The organism is Streptomyces sp. NPDC031225, assembly GCF_055570355.1.
The window spans coordinates 1-17468 of the sequence record NZ_JBVIHJ010000002.1 but is presented as its reverse complement, the minus strand read 5'-3'; the positions used below and the strand labels follow the sequence as shown (position 1 = coordinate 17468).

The following is a 17468-nucleotide window of genomic DNA, read 5'->3' as shown; positions in this document are numbered from 1 at the left end:
TTACGTATCGGCGGATTCGTACAGCGGGCGATCTACGCGCGTAGGCATTAGAGTGCGGAAATGACGAGCCAGACTGACCGGACGGGGAACGCCCCGAGCTCGGACCAGATCCGCCGAGCACCCAAGGTTCTGCTGCACGATCACCTCGACGGCGGGCTGCGCCCCGGCACGGTCGTCGACCTCGCCCGCGAGGCCGGGTACTCCGGGCTCCCCGAGACCGACGCGGACCGGCTGGGCGTCTGGTTCCGCGAGGCCGCCGACTCCGGTTCGCTGGAGCGGTACCTGGAGACCTTCTCGCACACCGTCGGGGTCATGCAGACCCGCGAGGCCCTCGCCCGGGTCGCCGCCGAGTGCGCCGAGGACCTCGCCGCGGACGGCGTCGTCTACGCGGAGGTGCGGTACGCCCCCGAACAGCATCTCGAAAAGGGCCTGACCCTCGAAGAGGTCGTCGAGGCCGTCAACGAGGGCTTCCGGGACGGCGAGCGACGGGCCAGGGCGAACGGCCACCGTATCCGCGTCGGCGCCCTCCTCACCGCCATGCGGCACGCGGCCCGCGCCCTGGAGATCGCCGAACTCGCCAACCGGTACAGGGACTTGGGGGTCGTGGGCTTCGACATCGCCGGGGCCGAGGCCGGGTACCCGCCCACCCGGCACCTCGACGCCTTCGAGTACCTCAAGCGCGAGAACAACCACTTCACCATCCACGCCGGCGAGGCCTTCGGCCTGCCGTCCATCTGGCAGGCCCTCCAGTGGTGCGGCGCCGACCGGCTCGGGCACGGTGTGCGCATCATCGACGACATCCAGGTCCACGAGGACGGCACCGTCAAGCTCGGCCGCCTCGCCTCGTACGTCCGGGACAAGCGGATCCCGCTGGAGCTGTGCCCCAGCTCCAACCTCCAGACCGGGGCCGCGTCCTCGTACGCCGAGCACCCGATCGGACTGCTCCGGCGGCTGCACTTCCGGGCGACGGTGAACACCGACAACCGGCTGATGTCCGGGACCAGCATGAGCCGGGAATTCGAGCACCTTGTCGACGCGTTCGGTTATTCGCTCGATGACATGCAGTGGTTCTCCGTCAATGCGATGAAATCAGCGTTCATTCCTTTCGATGAACGACTCGCGATGATCAATGACGTCATCAAGCCCGGATATTCCGAGCTGAAGTCCGAATGGCTGTTCCAGCAGACCGCTTCCACCAGCGGTTCTGTGGTCGAGGGCGGCTGACCGGGGGAGCTCGGCGGCACGAAATGCGGGCGGGTGTTCACAATCCGTCCGCATTTCGATGTTTGCGGCGGACCGGTTCACGTGTTTACGGTCGTGGACCGCTCATCCCCGTAAACCCCATTTCGAGGACGCATTTCATGAAGCAGTCTGCTGCCAAGACCCTCGGTGTCGCCGCCCTCGGTGCCGCCTTCGCCGCCGTCGGCGCGGGTGCCGCGAACGCCGCTCCGGCCGTCCCGGACGCCACCCAGGCGCTCGGCTCCGTCAGCCAGGGGCTCCCCACCGAGAACGTCACCAAGGCGCTGCCGGGTGCCGGTGAGGCGCTGGCGCAGGCCCAGCCGGCCCTCGGTGCGGGTCTCGCCGCCGCGCAGCCCGCCGCCCAGAAGGTGCTCGCCGACGGTCCGACCGCGCCCGTCGCCGGTCTCCTCGGCGGCCTGCCGGTCGGCAAGCTCCTGCCCGGCGGCGCCGGCACCGGCGTGAACGGACTGCCGCTCGGCTGAGTCGTACCGCTCCTCGCACGCGCCGGTGGGCGCATCCCGAGATCTCGGGATGCGCCCACCGGCGTACGTGCGTGTGTGCGGTTACCAGGCGGCCTGCGCCTTCTCCTCCGACGGGAACAGGATCCACAGCGCGATGTAGAGCAGGAACTGCGGACCCGGCAGCAGACAGGACACCAGGAAGATCACCCGCATCGTGGTCGCCGAGGTGCCGAAGCGCCGTGCCAGCGCGGCACACACTCCGCCGATCATGCGGCCGTTGGTGGGGCGGGCAAGGCGGGACATCGCGGCTCCTTCGTGAGCGTCGGTCATCGGGTCCGGGTGACCCTTTCCGACTGATTCCAACGCTACGGAGGAGAAGAGATCGAAGCGTCGCTCTACGGTGCGACCCCGACCCTGGGAATCGTCGGGGTCAGACCCTGAGCCGGCTCCTCCTGGCGGACGGCACCGCGCCGACGCCGCTCCGTCCCGCGGCGGAGCCAGAGCCGTGCCGCCGGCACCACCACGACATGCGCGAGGGCCACACCGGCGGTGTTCAGGAGCAGCGAGTCGATGTCGACGACCTGGCCGGGGACCCCGGTCTGCAGCAGCGCGATGCCCAGCGAGATCAGGGCGCCCGCGGCGGACGTGCGGATCAGGGAGCCGAGCGGGGAGACCCGGAGCCGGCCGTGCGCCATCGGGATCAGGAAGCCGAGCGGCGCGAGCAGCGCGAGGCCCGCACCGAGACGGCGGACCGCCTCCTGCCCGCCGAGGGCGAGGTCGGCGCGGATACCGGCGAGCGGGTGCAGGTTGGCGGGGACGACCCAGGGCACGTCCAGGGGCCGCAGCGTGAACCAGGCGACGAACGCGAGATGTGCGACCAGGAGGACACCTCCTGCCACACGGACGCGAAGGGCGGCACTGCCGCCTACGAAGCCTTTACGCTGCACGCCCCCCAAGACGCCACGCTCGGCACGATCGGTTCCGGAACACCCCGAGGTACCTGGGTGAGGTCTGCGCCACACGTGGCCGTCAGGCCCGCGTCAGCCACCCTTCACCTCGGTCGACGGGGGCTGTGTGCTGCCCGGCCGGGAGCGGACCTCGTCGGTGCACTCATAGCGGCGCAGCCCCGTGGCGGGGCCGCCGAGGACCACGGAACCGTCACCCTCGGCGGCGGCCGAGTCGGAGAACGTGCACACGACCTGGGCGAGGGCGTAGGCGGACAGCTCGGCGGGCGGGGTGCTCAGCCGCAGTGTGTCCTCGGGGTCCTTGGGGCGCGGCCCGCTCACGGTCGTCGCGCCGCGCACATACGTCTGGTAGCCGGCCTGGCGCTCCGCGGTCGAGGGGGCCTCGGCGAGCTGGTCCAGGAGCCCCTGGGCGACCAGCACCCGCCGTTCGGAGTCCGCCGTGCCGTCCGGCACCCGCAGGGTCCGGTCCACGGCCACCAGGGACGCCCCGCACAGCAGGAACACCTGCACGGCCAGCCCCTGCGAGGCCTGCGCCGCGACATCGGGCTCGGACAGGGAACACCGCACCCGGGAGGGCGCGGGCCCGAAGTCGGTGGGCACCTCCGTGGAACGGATCCCGCACCCGGCGAGCAGAAGGGCGAGCACGGGGAGCGCCGTCAGCCGTCGTACGTTCATCGGACACCCCCCTTCTTCGAGCCGTCGTGGTCCTTCTTGGCCGCGAGGAGTTCCTCGGCCAGATCCGAGGCGTCCCGGGGGATGCGCAGTGTGAACACGGCACCTCCCTCGGGGGAGTTGGCCGCGGTGATCCCGCCGCCGTGGATGTGGGCGTTCTCCAGGGCGATCGAGAGGCCGAGCCCGCTGCCCTCGGAACGGGGGCGGGAGGCGCTGGCCTTGTAGAACCGGTCGAAGACGTGCGGGAGGACGTCCTCGGGGATGCCGGGACCGTGGTCACGCACCCCGATGACGACCTCGTCGGCCGCGGTACGCACCGAGACCCGCACCGGGGAGCCGCCGTGCTTCAAAGCGTTGCCGATCAGGTTGGCCAGGATGACGTCGAGGCGGCGCGGGTCGAGACGGGCGTGGATGCCGCGCTCGGCGTCCAGGTCCACCGCGTCCAGCCACGCCCGCGCGTCGATGCACGCGGTGATCTGGTCGGCCAGGTCCACGTCGTCCAGCACGAGGCGGGCCGTGCCCGCGTCGAAGCGGGTGACCTCCATGAGGTTCTCGACGAGGTCGTTGAGGCGGCGCGTCTCGCTGACCACCAGGCGCACGGCGGGCTCGATCATCGGGTCCACCGACCCGGTCCCCGCCTCCAGCTCCTCCTCCAGGATCTCCGTCACGGCGGTGATCGCGGTGAGCGGCGTACGCAGTTCGTGGCTCATGTCCGCGACGAACCTCCGCGACGCGTCGTCGCGCGCGGCCATGTCGTCGACCCGTTTCTCCAGGGCCTCGGCCGCGTGGTTGAAGGTCCGTGACAGATCGGCGAGTTCGTCCGTGCCGGACACCCGCAGCCGGGTGTCCAGCCTGCCCTCGCCGAGCCGGCGCGCCGCGACCCCTAGCCGGTGCACCGGCTTCAGTACGGTCGTCGCGGCGGCCTGCGCGAGCAGCGCGGAGCCGATCAGGGCGAGCCCGGTGGCGATACCCAGCGACCAGGCAAGGGAGTTGAGGTCCTTGGCCTCCGGCTCCAGGGACTTGAGTATGTAACCGGTCGGCCCGCCCCCGATCACCCTCGTACCGGCGACCAGGTAAGGCGTGTCGTGATTGACGACCCGCTGCCAGTACAGGTGGTAGGCGTACTTGTTGGCGGAGTCGACGGCCTGCTTCTCGTTCACGGCCTCGCGCAGCGACACGGGCACGTCCTGGAGCGTGAAGCCGTCCAGGGCGCCCGAATTGCCGTACACCGCCCGGCCGTCGGCGTCGTCGGCGACAAGGAGCACGCTGAAGCGCTGGCTGCTGCCCGCCATCTGCCCGGCCGCCTGCTGGAGTTCGTCCTGCGTGGGGGTCTCGGGCAGTGCGCTCGCGCGGTTCTGCATCTCCTGCTGGAAGTCCCGCAGCACCGCGTCCTGGGCGCGGGTGAGGACCGCCTCGCGGTTGAGCCAGTACGCGATCCCGGACGCGGACACGGCGGCGGTCAGCGCCACGAGGCCGAACACGACCACGAGCCGCAGCCGCAGACTGGTGAAACGCAGCCCTGACCACACACCCTTGCGAGCCGCGAACCAGTCGCGGAACCCCCCTTGCGCTTCGGTCACTGAGGCGTGTCCAGCCGGTAGCCCACGCCCCGCACGGTACGGATCAGCGTCGGGGACGACGGCACGTCCTCGACCTTGGCGCGCAGCCGCTGCACACAGGCGTCCACCAGGCGCGAGTCACCGAGGTAGTCGTGCTCCCACACCAGCCGCAGCAACTGCTGCCGCGACAGGGCCTGGCCGGGCCTGCGGCTCAGCTCCAGGAGCAGCCTCAGCTCGGTGGGGGTGAGTTGAAGGTCCTCGCCGTTCTTCGTGACGGTCATCGCCGCGCGGTCGATGACCAGGGAGCCGAAGCTCGCCGCGTCGGTCGACTCGCGTTCCCCGCGGCGCAGCACGGCCCGGATGCGGGCGTCCAGCACCCGCCCCTGGATGGGCTTGACGACATAGTCGTCGGCGCCGGACTCCAGTCCGACGACGATGTCGATGTCGTCGCTTCGCGCGGTCAGCAGAATGATCGGCAACTGGTCCGTGCGCCGGATGCGCCGGCACACCTCGAACCCGTCGATGCCGGGCAGCATCACGTCCAGCACGATCAGGTCGGGCCGCTGCTCACGGAGCAGTTTCAGACCGTCCTCACCGGTGGCAGCAGTGGCAACCCGGTGGCCCTGGCGCGTAAGGGACAGCTCCAGGGCCGTACGGATGGCGTCGTCGTCCTCGATCAGCAACAGGGAAGGCACGGGCTCATTCTGGCCCATGGAGGGGGTGCTGTTCGACCTGTGGGCCACGGCAGTCCCTAAGGCATTCATCAATGACCCTCCTGTGCAATTCCTGGGACCGGCCCCTGTGACAGGTCTGTGACAGTCGGCGGACACAGCGATGAAGTGGCGGCGGCAGAGTTCTCGGCACAGGCAAGGAAGCACCGCGGAACACCAGCGGCGGACCGGCACCTGAGCAAGCCGAACACCGGAAGTCCACGACGGGGGGCGCGAGATGAACACGCTGCACAGCACCAGCACTAGCGCAGTGATCACGCGTCTCCACGACGTGAACGGGGGCCGGGGTTCCGAGAAGTCCGGTGCCGCAAGCGGGCGGGGGTGCGCTCGCGGTACCGGGCGTCAGCACACCGGGTACATGTCGGTGGTTGACACCAGCACGGGGGAATCGCACGGGGGATCGTCGTACAGGGAGGGCACGGGGGAACGGCATTCGCTGTCGGAGGCGGAGTTCACCGCCTACGTCCAGGAGCGCCGCGCCTCCCTGTACGCCACCGCCTACCACCTGACCGGTGACCGCTTCGAGGCCGAGGACCTGCTGCAGAGCGCGCTGTTCTCGACGTACCGGGCGTGGGAGCGGATCAGCGACAAGGCCGCGGTCGGGGGCTACCTCCGCCGCACCATGACCAATCTGCACATCAGCGCGTGGCGCCGCCGCAAGCTGAACGAATACCCGACCGAGGAACTGCCGGAGACGCCCGGCGACACGGACGCGATGCGCGGCACCGAACTGCGCGCCGTCCTGTGGCAGGCGCTCGCCCGGCTCCCCGAACTCCAGCGCACGATGCTGGTCCTTCGTTACTACGAGGGCCGCACCGACCCGGAGATCGCGGAGATCCTCGACATCAGTGTCGGCACGGTGAAGTCCAGCATCTGGCGGTCGCTCCGCCGGCTGCGCGAGGACGAGGTCCTCAGCTTCGGCCGTGACGAGGAGAACGCCTTCGGGGAGCTCGTCGCCTGAGGGTGGGGGGAACAAGGAACCGGGGGGAACGGGGGACCCGGGTACTGGCTGGGGGGCCGGTACCCGGGCGGGGGACAACGGGGAACGGTGGCGTGGGGGAGCGCCACCACGGGGGAGGCATCAGGAAGCGGGACCGGAGGGCCGGGGGGTCCGTCCGGTCCCGCTTTCTGCTGTGTGCTCAGCGGAGGATGCCCATGAGGACCGCCTCACCGGGTGAGTCGCCCACGGCGACGGCCTCGGCGGGATCCACCCCGTCGACCGCGTACGCGCCGGTCGTGGCCTGCGGGACGGCGACGTCGCGATCGCCCGGAGTGTCGTCGCACCCTTCGATCGTGGCGGTGCCCAGTTTCTCGCCCACGGTGAAGCCGGCCTCATCGGTGGGCAGATAGCTCCGGTCCGCGAAGGTCACCACCCCCGCGCAGGAGGGCGCGGCCTCACCGACCTCCTCGCCGTCCGATGTGCAGCCCACGGCCGCCATCAGCATCGCCACTGTCACGACCAGCCGTGCAGTCGTCATCGGCTTCCTTTCCGTGTGGACCGTCTTCCGGTCCTACGACGGAGAAGGCGCCGAAGTCGTTCAGGCGGCCGGAGTCGCCGCCGGCCGGCGGCCCGCCCCCGCGGCGGCGAGGCGGCCCAATGCCTCGTCCTTGTCGCAGCGGTGGGCGCCGAGCGCGGTCTGGCGGGCGATGATCGAGCGCTCCAGACGCATCAGCCGCCAGCCGCGGCGCAGCAGGAACGGCACCGACTTGCGGCCCTCGCGCAGGTCCCGCAGGAAGCGGCGGCGGAAGGTGCGCACCGGACCCCGGCTCAGGCACAGCGCGTCGGCCAGCACACCCAGTTCCTGGCAGCGGGTGACGATCTCGGCGGCGAAGATGCCCTCCGCGATGAACAGCGGGATCCGGCCCATGTCGACCGTCTCCTCGCCGGTGCGGGCGCTGAGCGAGATGTCGTAGACCGGGATCTTCGTACGGCCCGTGCGGCACAGCTCCACGATCGCCGTCACCGCGGTGTCCGCGTCCCACGATCCTGGGTGGTCCCAGTCGATGTCGGAGCTCCCCGCCACCTGCGGCAGCGTCGGGTCGTCGCCCTCCTTGTAGAAGTCGTCGAGCCTGAGGACCGGAAGACCGGACCGGGCCGAGAGGAGGGACTTGCCGGAGCCGGAGGGGCCGCAGAGCAGCACGACTCGGGTCGGTATGGGTGGTTGGGGACTCACGGGTCACCAGTATGAGGCATTTACTTCTTGCGAGGGTGCCCCGGCGTTCATGCCGGGGAGGAATCGCATCCTGTGACGGCGACGCGGAGCGCCCGCACAACCGTCGACGGAGCGGAGATGCGAACGGGTGCGCCCGTGTTCGCTGGTGGGGGTGGCTTTGCCGTGGTGGGGGCACGGGCGTGCGTGTGTCGCACGTACGGTCCTTTCGTGGACGCTGGGGTGATCGGGCGGGGCGTGGGAGGGGGATGTGGTGTCGGGGGTGAAGGAGGGTGGGGATGCTGGGCATGCCCGGTGGACGTTCCGGCTGCGTGTGTCGTCGAGTGCCGAGGGTGCGCTGCTGGCGGAATGGGACCGGTGCCGGTGGGTCTGGAACGAGTGCGTCGCCAAGTCCAGGCAGATCCACCTGTGGAACATGAACCGTCCCGAAGGCGTGGACCAGGTGATGTGCGGTCCGGCCCGGCTCGACACGATGCTGACCGAAACCCGCGCGAAGACGCCGTGGCTGCGTGAGGGGTCGTCGGTTTCCCAGCAGCAGATCATCCGCGACTTCGGCAGGTCCCGCGCGAAGGCGCACAAGGACATCCGCGAACGTCTGCCACAGCATCGCCGGGCCGGGATGCCGAAGTACAAGAAGAAGCGTGAGGCCGACCCGAGCCTGAACTACACCAAGCGTGGCTTCCGGCTCAAGGGCGGCCGTCTGCACCTCGCCGGGAACATCGCTTTGACGGTCGTGTGGTCGCGGGATCTTCCCGCTCAACCGTCCTCGGTGCGCGTGTACCGCGACAGCCTCGGGCACTGGTACGCCTCCTTCGTCGTGCCCGCCGAAGTCCAGCCGCTGCCCGCAACCGGCCAGGTGATCGGCATCGACTGGGGTGTGAGGGAGACCGCGACCACCACCAGCGACACCCACGACCTCCCCCACGCCCAGCACGGAAAGAAGGCCCAGGCGAGGCTGAGCCGGTACGACCGCATGATGGCCCGCCGCAGACCTGCCAAGGGGCAGGCGGCCTCGAAGGGCTACCGCGAGGCGAAGAAGCTGCGGGCCAAGGGGCACAAGAAGGTGTCCCGGCAGCGCCAGGACACCGGCCGCAAGTGGGCCAAGAGGGTCGTGCGCGACCACGATGCCATCGCCCTGGAGGACTTCAGGCCGAAGTTCCTGGCGAAGTCGACCATGGCGAGGAAGGCGGCCGATGCCGCCATCGGTGCCACCAAGAAGGCCTTGTTGGAGATGGCTCGTAAGCACGGCAGGATCGTGCACCTGGTTCATCCCGCGCACACCACGATGGACTGCGCGCAGTGCGGAGCGAGAACCAAGCACGCACTACCACTGTCGGAACGAACCTACGCCTGCACCGCGTGCGGAGCCGTCTCGCCCAGAGACAAGAACTCCGCCCGTGTGATGCTGGCCCGGGCTGGTCTCAACCCGGCTGGTGCTGATGGCACAAGACCTGGCGGGACGCTGTTCCGTCAAGCGGCCTGAGCCAGGAATCCCCCTCGTTCACGAGGGGGAGGACCCAAACCTCAACTACCCTTCGTGTTGACCTGATCACTCATTGCATAGAAGAGGTGGCAGAAACGATGGCCCGACTTGAGACTCCGACCGCCCGGCGTGCACTGGCCGTTCTCGCGACCGCGGGAGTGGCGCTCGGCGCCGGCGCGGCGGTGGCCTCCGCCGCGGACGCGGAACCGGTCCTCGACGTGGTGCGCACCCGGCCGACCTCGCTGGGCAACGTCGACCCCCAGGCCGGCCTGCAGTCCCTCACGGGCACGGTCGGCTATGTGACCGGCCCGGTCGCCGGGCTCAAGCCGAACCCGCTGGCGGGGACGGGAGTGGACCCGCTGGACAACGGGGCCGGCACACAGCTCGCCGACTTCCAGCCGCTGGCCACGCAGGCGCTGACCGGGCCGGTGGCCCAGGCGCAGTCGATCGGTTCGATGCCGGTGGTGGGGCAGGTCGCGGGGCTTCTCGGCAACGGGTGACGCGAGCGGAGGACGGTGGGGGGACTGCGGACCGCGCCGACCGCGGGATCGCCGTGGCTGGTCGCGCAGTTCCCCGTGCCCCTGGTGAGTGGCCTTCGGTCCGCTCAGTACGCCGAGCCCGACGCGCCCAGCGAGCCCGTCGGGTGCCAGACCGTCTTCGTCTCCAGGAAGGCCGTCAGGCGGTCGATGCCCGGAGTCGCCGTCCAGTTGTCCACAGGCTGTGGACGCAGGACGCGCTTCAGGTTGTCCGCCGCCGCGATCTCCAGTTCCTTGGCCAGGATCTCGTCCGCGCCCGCCAGGTCGATCGCGTTGACGTCCTGGTGGGAGGCGAGGGGCGCCGCGATCTCCGCCGTGCGGCCCGACAGGACGTTGACGACGCCTCCGGGGACGTCCGAGGTGGCCAGGACCTCGCCCAGGGAGAGGGCGGGGAGGGGGGACCTCTCCGAGGCCACCACGATCGCCGTGTTGCCCGTGGCGATCACCGGGGCCAGCACCGAGACCAGGCCGAGGAACGACGACTGCTGCGGGGCCAGGACGGCCACCACGCCGGTCGGCTCCGGGGAGGACAGGTTGAAGTACGGGCCCGCGACCGGGTTGCCGCCGCCGACGACCTGGGCGATCTTGTCGGTCCAGCCCGCGTACCAGACCCAGCGGTCGATCGTCGCCTCGACCTGCTCGGCCGCCCTGGCCTTCGACAGGCCTTCGGCGTCGGCCACCTCGTGGACGAACTGCGCCCTGCGGCCCTCCAGCATCTCCGCGACGCGGTACAGGACCTGGCCGCGGTTGTACGCCGTCGCGCCCGCCCAGCCGCCGAACGCCTTGCGCGCGGCCACGACCGCGTCACGGGCGTCCTTGCGGCTCGACTGCGGTGCGTTCGCCAGCCACTTGCCCTTTGCGTCGGTCACCTCGTACACCCGGCCGCTCTCGGAACGCGGGAACTTCCCGCCGACGTACAGCTTGTAGGTCTTGAAGACAGACAGACGCTGCTGCTCGGACTTATCGGACATCGAGGTACGCCTCCAGGCCGTGGCGGCCGCCCTCGCGGCCGAAGCCCGACTCCTTGTACCCGCCGAACGGCGAGGTCGGGTCGAACTTGTTGAACGTGTTGGACCAGACGACGCCCGCGCGCAGCTTGTTCGCCACGGCGAGGATCCTCGACCCCTTCTCGGTCCAGATGCCCGCCGAGAGGCCGTACTGGGTGTTGTTGGCCTTGGCGACGGCCTCGTCCGGGGTGCGGAAGGTCAGCACGGACAGGACCGGGCCGAAGATCTCGTCCCGCGCGATGGTGTGCGCCTGGGTGACGTTGGTGAACAGCGTCGGGGCGAACCAGTAGCCGGAGGACGGGAGTTCGCACTCCGGCGACCAGGGCTCGGCGCCCTCGGCCGTGCCCTTCTCGACGAGCGAGGTGATCCGCGCGAGCTGCTCGGCGGAGTTGATCGCGCCGATGTCGGTGTTCTTGTCGAGCGGGTCGCCGAGGCGCAGCGTGGACAGGCGGCGCTTGAGGGAGTCCAGCAGCTCGTCCTGGATCGACTCCTGGACGAGGAGCCGGGAGCCCGCGCAGCAGACCTGGCCCTGGTTGAAGAAGATGCCGGTGACGATCCCCTCCACCGCCTGGTCGATCGGGGCGTCGTCGAAGACGATGTTGGCGCCCTTGCCGCCCAGTTCCAGGGTGAGCTTCTTGCGGGACCCCGCGACGGTCCGCGCGATCTCCTTGCCGACGCCGGTGGAGCCGGTGAAGGCCACCTTGTTGACGTCCGGGTGCGCGACGAGCGCGGCGCCCGTGTCGCCGTAGCCCGGAAGGATGTTGACGACGCCCTTGGGCAGACCCGCCTGGCGGCAGATGTCCGCGAAGAAGAGCGCGGACAGGGGAGTCGTCTCCGCGGGCTTCAGCACCACCGTGTTGCCGGTGGCGAGGGCCGGGGCGATCTTCCACGCCAGCATCAGGAGCGGGAAGTTCCAGGGGATGACCTGGCCGGCGACGCCGAGGGGCTTCGGGTTCGGTCCGTAGCCCGCGTGCTCCAGCTTGTCGGCCCAGCCCGCGTAGTAGAAGAAGTGCGCGGCGACCAGGGGGAGGTCGGCGTCGCGGGTCTCCTTGATGGGCTTGCCGTTGTCCAGGGTCTCCAGGACGGCCAGTTCGCGGCTGCGTTCCTGGATGATCCGGGCGATGCGGAACAGGTACTTGGCGCGCTCGGAGCCCGGCAGCGCCGACCACTTCTCGAAGGCCCTGCGGGCGGCGGCCACCGCGCGGTCGACGTCCTCGGAACCGGCCTGCGCGACCTCGGAGAGGACCTCCTCGGTGGACGGCGAGACGGTCTTGAAGACCCTGCCGTCGGCCGCCTCCACGAACTCGCCGTCGATGAACAGGCCGTAGGAGGGGGCGATGTCGACGACCGAGCGGGACTCGGGCGCCGGGGCGTACTCGAATGCGGATGTCAGCTTTTGCATGGTCATGGGATCTCAGTCCACCGTCACGTAGTCAGGGCCGGAGTAGCGGCCGGTGGCCAGCTTCTGACGCTGCATCAGCAGGTCGTTCAGGAGCGAGGAGGCGCCGAAGCGGAACCAGTGGTTGTCCAGCCAGTCCTCGCCGACGGTCTCGTTGACCAGTACGAGAAACTTGATCGCGTCCTTGGTCGTACGGATGCCGCCGGCCGGCTTCACGCCCACCTGCACGCCGGTCTGGACGCGGTAGTCGCGCACCGCCTCCAGCATGAGGAGGGTGTTCGCGGGAGTGGCGTTGACCGCGACCTTGCCGGTGGACGTCTTGATGAAGTCCGCGCCCGCCAGCATGCCGAGCCAGCTCGCGCGGCGGATGTTGTCGTACGTCGACAGCTCGCCGGTCTCGAAGATGACCTTGAGCCGGGCGGCCGTCCCGCAGACCTCGCGGACGGCGATGATCTCGTCGTACACCTTCAGGTACCGGCCCGCGAGGAACGCCCCGCGGTCGATGACCATGTCGACCTCGTCGGCGCCGGCGGCCACGGCGTCGCGCACGTCGGCGAGCTTCACGTCGAGGGCGGCACGGCCGGCCGGGAAGGCGGTGGCCACGGAGGCGACCTTGACGGCGGAACCGGCGACGGCCTCCTTGGCGACGGCCACCATGTCGGGATAGACGCAGACGGCCGCGGTCGCCGGGGCCGTACGGTCGGTGGGGTCGGGGCGGACCGCCTTGGCGCCGAGCGCCCGGACCTTGCCCGGGGTGTCCGCGCCTTCCAGCGTCGTCAGGTCGACCATCGAGATGGCGAGGTCGATGGCGTACGCCTTCGCGGTCGTCTTGATGGAACGGGTACCGAGTGAGGCGGCTCGCGCCTCCAGGCCGACCGCGTCCACGCCGGGCAGCCCGTGAAGGAACCGGCGCAGCGTGCTGTCGGACGCGGTCACGTCCGTGAGCGGGTGAGCGGCTGATGCAGTGGTGGGCATGGTCACCAGCCGAGCATATCTACGCGCGTAGCGGCTGTATAGCCCGGAGAAGTGGATTCAACGGGGCACAGTGGACCTCACCCGGCCGGCAGCGCGGGGGCACCCGCACGCGAACACCGTCGCGAACGCGCCTAGTATCGCGAACATGACGACCGCACCCCCGGAATCCAGGGACCGCATCTACCGCTCACCCTTGGCGCTGATCGGCGGCTTCCTCCTTCTCGTCATCATCGGCTGGCTCGGCGTCGACGCGGTCCTCTCCGGTGACGGCCGCACCCCCTGGCTGGCCCTCGCCACCCTGATCCTCGTCGTACCGCTGGTGGTCGCCTTCACCCTGCGCCCGGCCGTCTTCGCGAACCACGACCGGCTGCGCATCCGCAACCCCTTCCGCGTGATCGTCGTGCCCTGGGGCGAGGTCGAGATGTTCCGCTCCGGGTTCTCCAACGAAGTCCTCGCCAAGTCAGGCACCAAGTACCAGCTGTGGTCCATCCCGGTCTCCCTGCGCGGCCGCAAGAAGGCGGCCCGGCAGACGGCCCGGCAGTCCTCGGGACGCGGCCCGAGCAGGGGCCTCGGACTGTTCGGCGGGGGCATTGAGGCCGACGCCCTCGGCGGCCGGACCCCGGTCCCGGCGGGCCCCACGCGGGCCGAGACCGACCAGATCATGGACGACCTGCGCGCGATGCTGGAGGCGCGGGGCAAGGCCGAGACCTCCCAGGGGCAGGTGACCGTGCGCTGGGCCTACGAGATCGCGGTGCCCGCGGTGGCCGGAGCACTGCTCCTGGCGATCCTGGTGGCCGTCGGGTGACGCCATAGGGGGTGGCGCTGTTGCCGGGCGGCCGCGGGACCGGTCAGCCGTCGGCCGCCCACCCCTGGGGATGGGGGCTGCCCGAGGCCCGGTGGCTGGTGGCTGATGGCCGGCATGATTTGCACCCGCGCCCGCTGTCTTCTCACGGCGGGCCCGTCCACACCACGTTGTCTTTCTCACGGTGGGCCCGTCCACACCAGGGCCATGTGGCCGCCCCAGTACGCCGAACCCAGCACCGCCGCCGTCAGGACGAGGGTGCGGTGGCGGCGGGGGAGCCGCAGCAGGCGTACGGCGAGGGGCAGCAGGAGCGGGAAGGCCGGGAGGAGATAGCGGGCCCGGGGGAAGTAGACGCCGCCGCTGCCCAGCACGATCAGCAGCGTGACGGCCGTGAACACCAGCAACGCGAGGGGCTGCCGGTCCCGGACCGACAGGGCGAAGAGGGCCACCGACGCCATCAGGGTGACCGTCACCAGCACCAGGAACAGCTCCGGCGCCGAGTCGTACACGAGCAGGCTCCGGAACTGCCGAAGCGTCTCCACCCCGCCGTCCAGCTCGTTGCGCCACGTCCGCTGCACGGCGAAGTAACCGTCCCAGCGGCCCAGGCGCAGCCCCACCCAGCCGACGTACGCGCACCAGCCGAGCGGGGCCAGGACGGCGGCCACGAGCGCGCGTGGCCGGCGCGGGGTGAGCAGGCACGTCACCGCCACCGCGGCGGCCACCGCGATGCCCGTCGGACGGGTCAGGCCGGCCAGGACCGCGAGGCAGGCCGCGGTGAGCGGGCGGTCGGCGAGCAGCGCGTACAACGCCCATGCCGCGAACGCCGTGAACAGGGACTCGGTGTAGCCCATCCACTGCACGAGTCCGACCGGGAGCGCGGCCCACAGGACGGTCAGCAGGATGCCGGTGCGCGACCCGTGCAGCCGGTCGCCGACCGCGAAGACACCCCAGGCGGCGGCCAGCGAGGCGGCGACGGCGAGACACAGCCCGGTGGTGGCGCGGCTGCCGGGGGTGACGGCGGCGACGGCCTTGACCAGGACCGGGTACAGCGGGAAGAAGACGAGGTTGTTGCCGCCGTCCATGCCGCCGAGCTCATGGGCGTAGCCGTGGTCGGCGATGCCCAGGTAGTACTTGGCGTCCCACTGGGCCGCCAGGATCGGCCAGACGCCGTGGTGCCCGCGGTGCGCCCACAGGGCGAGCACCACCAGGCCCAGGGCGCGTACGCCGACGTAGGCGAGCAGGGCCCACGCGAGGGGTGGGACGCGGCGGCGGGGTGCGTCGGGGGCGGTGGCGGCTTGGTGCGGAGTCGGCCGGAGGGCGGTCGAGGACACGGTGACGGGGCTCCAGGGCTGGCTCGGGGGCGGCTTCCTGTCCACCGTTGCCCGGGTGCCGGGGCAGGCCGTGGAGCCGGGGTCAACAGCCATCTCTAAATCACCCGATGGGGTGCTACGGACCCGTACCAACGCGGGTGCGGTACACCGGGTACTCGTTCATCCGCGTCGACGTGCGGCCCGCGCAGGCCGGTCGTACGTCCACGCTGACCGTGCGGGCGCCGGCGGCGACCGGGGCGGAGGCGGACCGGTTCACCGTGGCGCGGAAGGCGACCGGCTGAACGGGTGAGGGGCGGCCCGGACGGGGGCCGCCCCTCGGCTCAGATGCCGGCCGCCGCCGACAGGTCCCGCTTGACGGCGGTCAGCAGATCGGACGCGGTGGTGCGGGCTGCCGGGAGGTCCGCGTGGCCGGCTACCGGGATCACCACTTCCAGGTAGCACTTCAGCTTCGGCTCGGTGCCGCTCGGGCGGACGATGACCCGGGCGCCGGTGAGGGTGTAGCGCAGGCCGTCGGTGGGCGGGAGCTTGTCCGTGCCCTGCGTGAGGTCCTCCGCCTTGGTGACGGCGAGTCCGGCCAGCGCGGTCGGGGGGTGCTCGCGCAGCCGCTCCATCGCGCGGGCGATGACCGACAGGTCCTCGACCCGGACCGAGAGCTGGTCGGTGGCGTGCAGGCCGTGCTCCACGGCGATGTCGTCGAGGAGGTCGAGGAGCGTGCGGTTCTGCTCCTTGAGCTCGGAGGCCAGCTCCGTGATGAGGAGGGCCGCGGTGATGCCGTCCTTGTCGCGCACGCCCTCCGGGTCCACGCAGTAGCCGAGGGCCTCCTCGTAGCCGTAGCGCAGGCCCTCCACGCGGGCGATCCACTTGAAGCCGGTGAGGGTCTCCTCGTAGGGGAGGTTCGCCTTCTCGGCGATCCGGCCGAGGAGGGAGGACGAGACGATCGACTCGGCGAAGGTGCCCTGGACTCCGCGCCGCACGAGGTGGGCGGCGAGCAGGGTGCCCACCTCGTCGCCTCGGAGCATGCGCCAGGTGTTGTCGTGGTGTACGGCCACTGCGCAGCGGTCCGCGTCCGGGTCGTTCGCGATGATCAGGTCGGGGTTCGTCTCGGCGGCCTTCGCGAAGGCCAGGTCCATCGCACCGGGCTCTTCCGGGTTGGGGAAGGCGACGGTCGGGAAGTCGGGGTCGGGGTCGGCCTGTTCGGCGACCAGTTCCGGGGTGGGGAAGCCTGCTCGGGCGAACGCGGCGAGGAGGGTGTCCTTGCCGACGCCGTGCATCGCTGTGTAGACGGTGCGGGCCGTGCGGGGGGAGTTCTTCGCCAGTACGGCGTCCGTGCGGGCCAGGTAGGCGGCGAGGACCTCGTCGCCGAGGGTCTGCCAGCCGGTGTCCGGGCGGGGGACGTCGTGCAGGCTCGCGATCGCGTCGATCTCCGCGGCGATCTCCGCGTCGGCGGGCGGGACGATCTGGGAGCCGTCGCCGAGGTACACCTTGTAGCCGTTGTCGCGGGGCGGGTTGTGGCTGGCGGTGACCTCCACGCCGGCGACCGCGCCCAGGTGCCTTATGGCGAACGCCAGAACGGGAGTGGGGAGGGGGCGGGGGAGGACGGCTGCCCTGAGTCCCGCGCCGGTCATCACGGCGGCGGTGTCTTTCGCGAAGTCTTCGGACTTGTGGCGGGCGTCGTAGCCGATGACGACCAGGCCGTCTGTGCTGCCGTGCTTCTTCAGGTACGCGGCGAGGCCTGCGGCGGCTCGGATGACGACTGTGCGGTTCATGCGCATCGGCCCTGCGCCGAGTTCGCCGCGCAGGCCGGCGGTGCCGAACTGGAGGGTGCCGCTGAAGCGTGCGGTGAGCTCGGTGACGTCACCGGCGTCGAGGAGCTTGGCGAGCTCGTCGCGGGTGTCCGGGTCGGGGTCCTCGGCGAGCCAGGTCCTGGCCCGGGCGATGAGATCGTCGTGCACGGTTGCGTCAGCCTCTCGGTGTGGGTCGTGGGTGGGTGCGTGTGCCTGCGGCGGGCTTGGCGTGTGCGGGTTCGGTGGGGGCGGGCGTTTTTTGCGCAGTTCCCCGCGCCCCTAATCGCTTCGGGTTCGGTGGGTGGGTCGGGTGCGGGGTGGGGGGTGTCCGTCCTCGGTCCGGCGGCTCGGCC

At 70.8% G+C, this 17468-nt stretch carries 19 protein-coding genes; 7 read left to right on the top strand and 12 right to left on the bottom strand.

The genetic code is table 11. The annotated features are described in order from the left end of the window. The first annotated feature begins 60 nt into the window (after nucleotides 1–60). Entirely contained in the window at nucleotides 61–1224 is a 1164-nt protein-coding gene (locus ACZ48Z_RS02935) for an adenosine deaminase (protein WP_468734018.1), read from the top strand. 137 nt (nucleotides 1225–1361) lie between these two features. Beyond that, on the top strand, nucleotides 1362–1721 hold the full coding sequence (locus ACZ48Z_RS02930; protein ID WP_468734017.1) for an ATP-binding protein: 360 nt from the start codon (nucleotides 1362–1364) through the stop codon (nucleotides 1719–1721). An 81-nt stretch (nucleotides 1722–1802) separates the two neighbouring features. Here ACZ48Z_RS02930 and ACZ48Z_RS02925 read toward each other — a convergent pair whose 3' ends face one another. The 5 genes from ACZ48Z_RS02925 to afsQ1 form a co-directional block, all read right to left on the bottom strand. Then, nucleotides 1803–2003 (bottom strand): PspC domain-containing protein, encoded by a 201-nt coding sequence (locus tag ACZ48Z_RS02925; protein WP_037718826.1) that lies wholly within the window; start codon nucleotides 2001–2003, stop codon nucleotides 1803–1805. Nucleotides 2004–2095: 92 nt separating this feature from the next. After that, complete coding sequence (locus ACZ48Z_RS02920; RefSeq protein WP_468734016.1) at nucleotides 2096–2647, bottom strand: VanZ family protein; 552 nt, start codon at nucleotides 2645–2647, stop codon at nucleotides 2096–2098. Between the two features lie 93 nt (nucleotides 2648–2740). Continuing rightward, nucleotides 2741–3340 carry a hypothetical protein gene (locus tag ACZ48Z_RS02915; RefSeq protein WP_468734015.1) on the bottom strand — a complete coding sequence of 200 codons (600 nt, stop codon included), beginning with the start codon at nucleotides 3338–3340 and terminating at the stop codon, nucleotides 2741–2743. Further along, a complete protein-coding gene (locus tag ACZ48Z_RS02910; protein WP_468734014.1) occupies nucleotides 3337–4917 on the bottom strand; it encodes an ATP-binding protein in 1581 nt (526 codons plus the stop codon). The genes ACZ48Z_RS02915 and ACZ48Z_RS02910 overlap by 4 nt, the downstream gene beginning before the upstream one ends. Next, nucleotides 4914–5591, bottom strand: a complete 678-nt coding sequence (afsQ1, locus tag ACZ48Z_RS02905) for a two-component system response regulator AfsQ1 (RefSeq protein ID WP_046261189.1) — start codon at nucleotides 5589–5591, stop codon at nucleotides 4914–4916. The genes ACZ48Z_RS02910 and afsQ1 overlap by 4 nt, the downstream gene beginning before the upstream one ends. Nucleotides 5592–5844: 253 nt before the next feature. On the opposite strand from afsQ1, the gene ACZ48Z_RS02900 reads away from it, so the two are divergent. Beyond that, entirely contained in the window at nucleotides 5845–6588 is a 744-nt protein-coding gene (locus ACZ48Z_RS02900; RefSeq protein WP_468734013.1) for a SigE family RNA polymerase sigma factor, read from the top strand. 178 nt (nucleotides 6589–6766) lie between these two features. On the opposite strand, the gene ACZ48Z_RS02895 is transcribed toward ACZ48Z_RS02900, so the two are convergent. Both ACZ48Z_RS02895 and ACZ48Z_RS02890 read right to left on the bottom strand, forming a co-directional pair. Then, nucleotides 6767–7105: a DUF6281 family protein gene (locus ACZ48Z_RS02895; RefSeq protein ID WP_468734012.1), complete on the bottom strand. Its 339-nt coding sequence runs from the start codon at nucleotides 7103–7105 to the stop codon at nucleotides 6767–6769. 60 nt (nucleotides 7106–7165) lie between these two features. Continuing rightward, a complete protein-coding gene (locus ACZ48Z_RS02890) occupies nucleotides 7166–7768 on the bottom strand; it encodes a uridine kinase (protein ID WP_468734452.1) in 603 nt (200 codons plus the stop codon). 283 nt (nucleotides 7769–8051) lie between these two features. On the opposite strand from ACZ48Z_RS02890, the gene ACZ48Z_RS02885 reads away from it, so the two are divergent. Then, a complete protein-coding gene (locus ACZ48Z_RS02885; protein WP_468734011.1) occupies nucleotides 8052–9281 on the top strand; it encodes an RNA-guided endonuclease InsQ/TnpB family protein in 1230 nt (409 codons plus the stop codon). 98 nt (nucleotides 9282–9379) lie between these two features. Continuing rightward, nucleotides 9380–9781 (top strand): hypothetical protein, encoded by a 402-nt coding sequence (locus tag ACZ48Z_RS02880; protein ID WP_468734010.1) that lies wholly within the window; start codon nucleotides 9380–9382, stop codon nucleotides 9779–9781. 104 nt (nucleotides 9782–9885) lie between these two features. Here the strand turns inward: ACZ48Z_RS02880 and ACZ48Z_RS02875 are convergent, their stop codons facing one another. From ACZ48Z_RS02875 to deoC, 3 genes are read right to left on the bottom strand one after another with little or no spacing between them, the layout of a single operon-like run. Next, entirely contained in the window at nucleotides 9886–10788 is a 903-nt protein-coding gene (locus ACZ48Z_RS02875) for an aldehyde dehydrogenase family protein (protein ID WP_468734009.1), read from the bottom strand. Continuing rightward, entirely contained in the window at nucleotides 10778–12217 is a 1440-nt protein-coding gene (locus ACZ48Z_RS02870) for an aldehyde dehydrogenase family protein (RefSeq protein ID WP_468734451.1), read from the bottom strand. The genes ACZ48Z_RS02875 and ACZ48Z_RS02870 overlap by 11 nt, the downstream gene beginning before the upstream one ends. Before the next feature lie 21 nt (nucleotides 12218–12238). Next, complete coding sequence (gene deoC, locus ACZ48Z_RS02865; protein WP_468734450.1) at nucleotides 12239–13198, bottom strand: deoxyribose-phosphate aldolase; 960 nt, start codon at nucleotides 13196–13198, stop codon at nucleotides 12239–12241. A 145-nt stretch (nucleotides 13199–13343) separates the two neighbouring features. On the opposite strand from deoC, the gene ACZ48Z_RS02860 reads away from it, so the two are divergent. After that, nucleotides 13344–14003: a PH domain-containing protein gene (locus ACZ48Z_RS02860; RefSeq protein ID WP_468734008.1), complete on the top strand. Its 660-nt coding sequence runs from the start codon at nucleotides 13344–13346 to the stop codon at nucleotides 14001–14003. Nucleotides 14004–14179: 176 nt separating this feature from the next. Here ACZ48Z_RS02860 and ACZ48Z_RS02855 read toward each other — a convergent pair whose 3' ends face one another. Beyond that, complete coding sequence (locus ACZ48Z_RS02855) at nucleotides 14180–15424, bottom strand: hypothetical protein (RefSeq protein WP_468734007.1); 1245 nt, start codon at nucleotides 15422–15424, stop codon at nucleotides 14180–14182. 44 nt (nucleotides 15425–15468) lie between these two features. On the opposite strand from ACZ48Z_RS02855, the gene ACZ48Z_RS02850 reads away from it, so the two are divergent. Next, a complete protein-coding gene (locus ACZ48Z_RS02850) occupies nucleotides 15469–15612 on the top strand; it encodes a hypothetical protein (RefSeq protein WP_468734006.1) in 144 nt (47 codons plus the stop codon). A 39-nt stretch (nucleotides 15613–15651) separates the two neighbouring features. Here the strand turns inward: ACZ48Z_RS02850 and ACZ48Z_RS02845 are convergent, their stop codons facing one another. Beyond that, on the bottom strand, nucleotides 15652–17283 hold the full coding sequence (locus ACZ48Z_RS02845; protein WP_468734005.1) for a phospho-sugar mutase: 1632 nt from the start codon (nucleotides 17281–17283) through the stop codon (nucleotides 15652–15654). Between the last annotated feature and the right edge of the window lie 185 nt (nucleotides 17284–17468).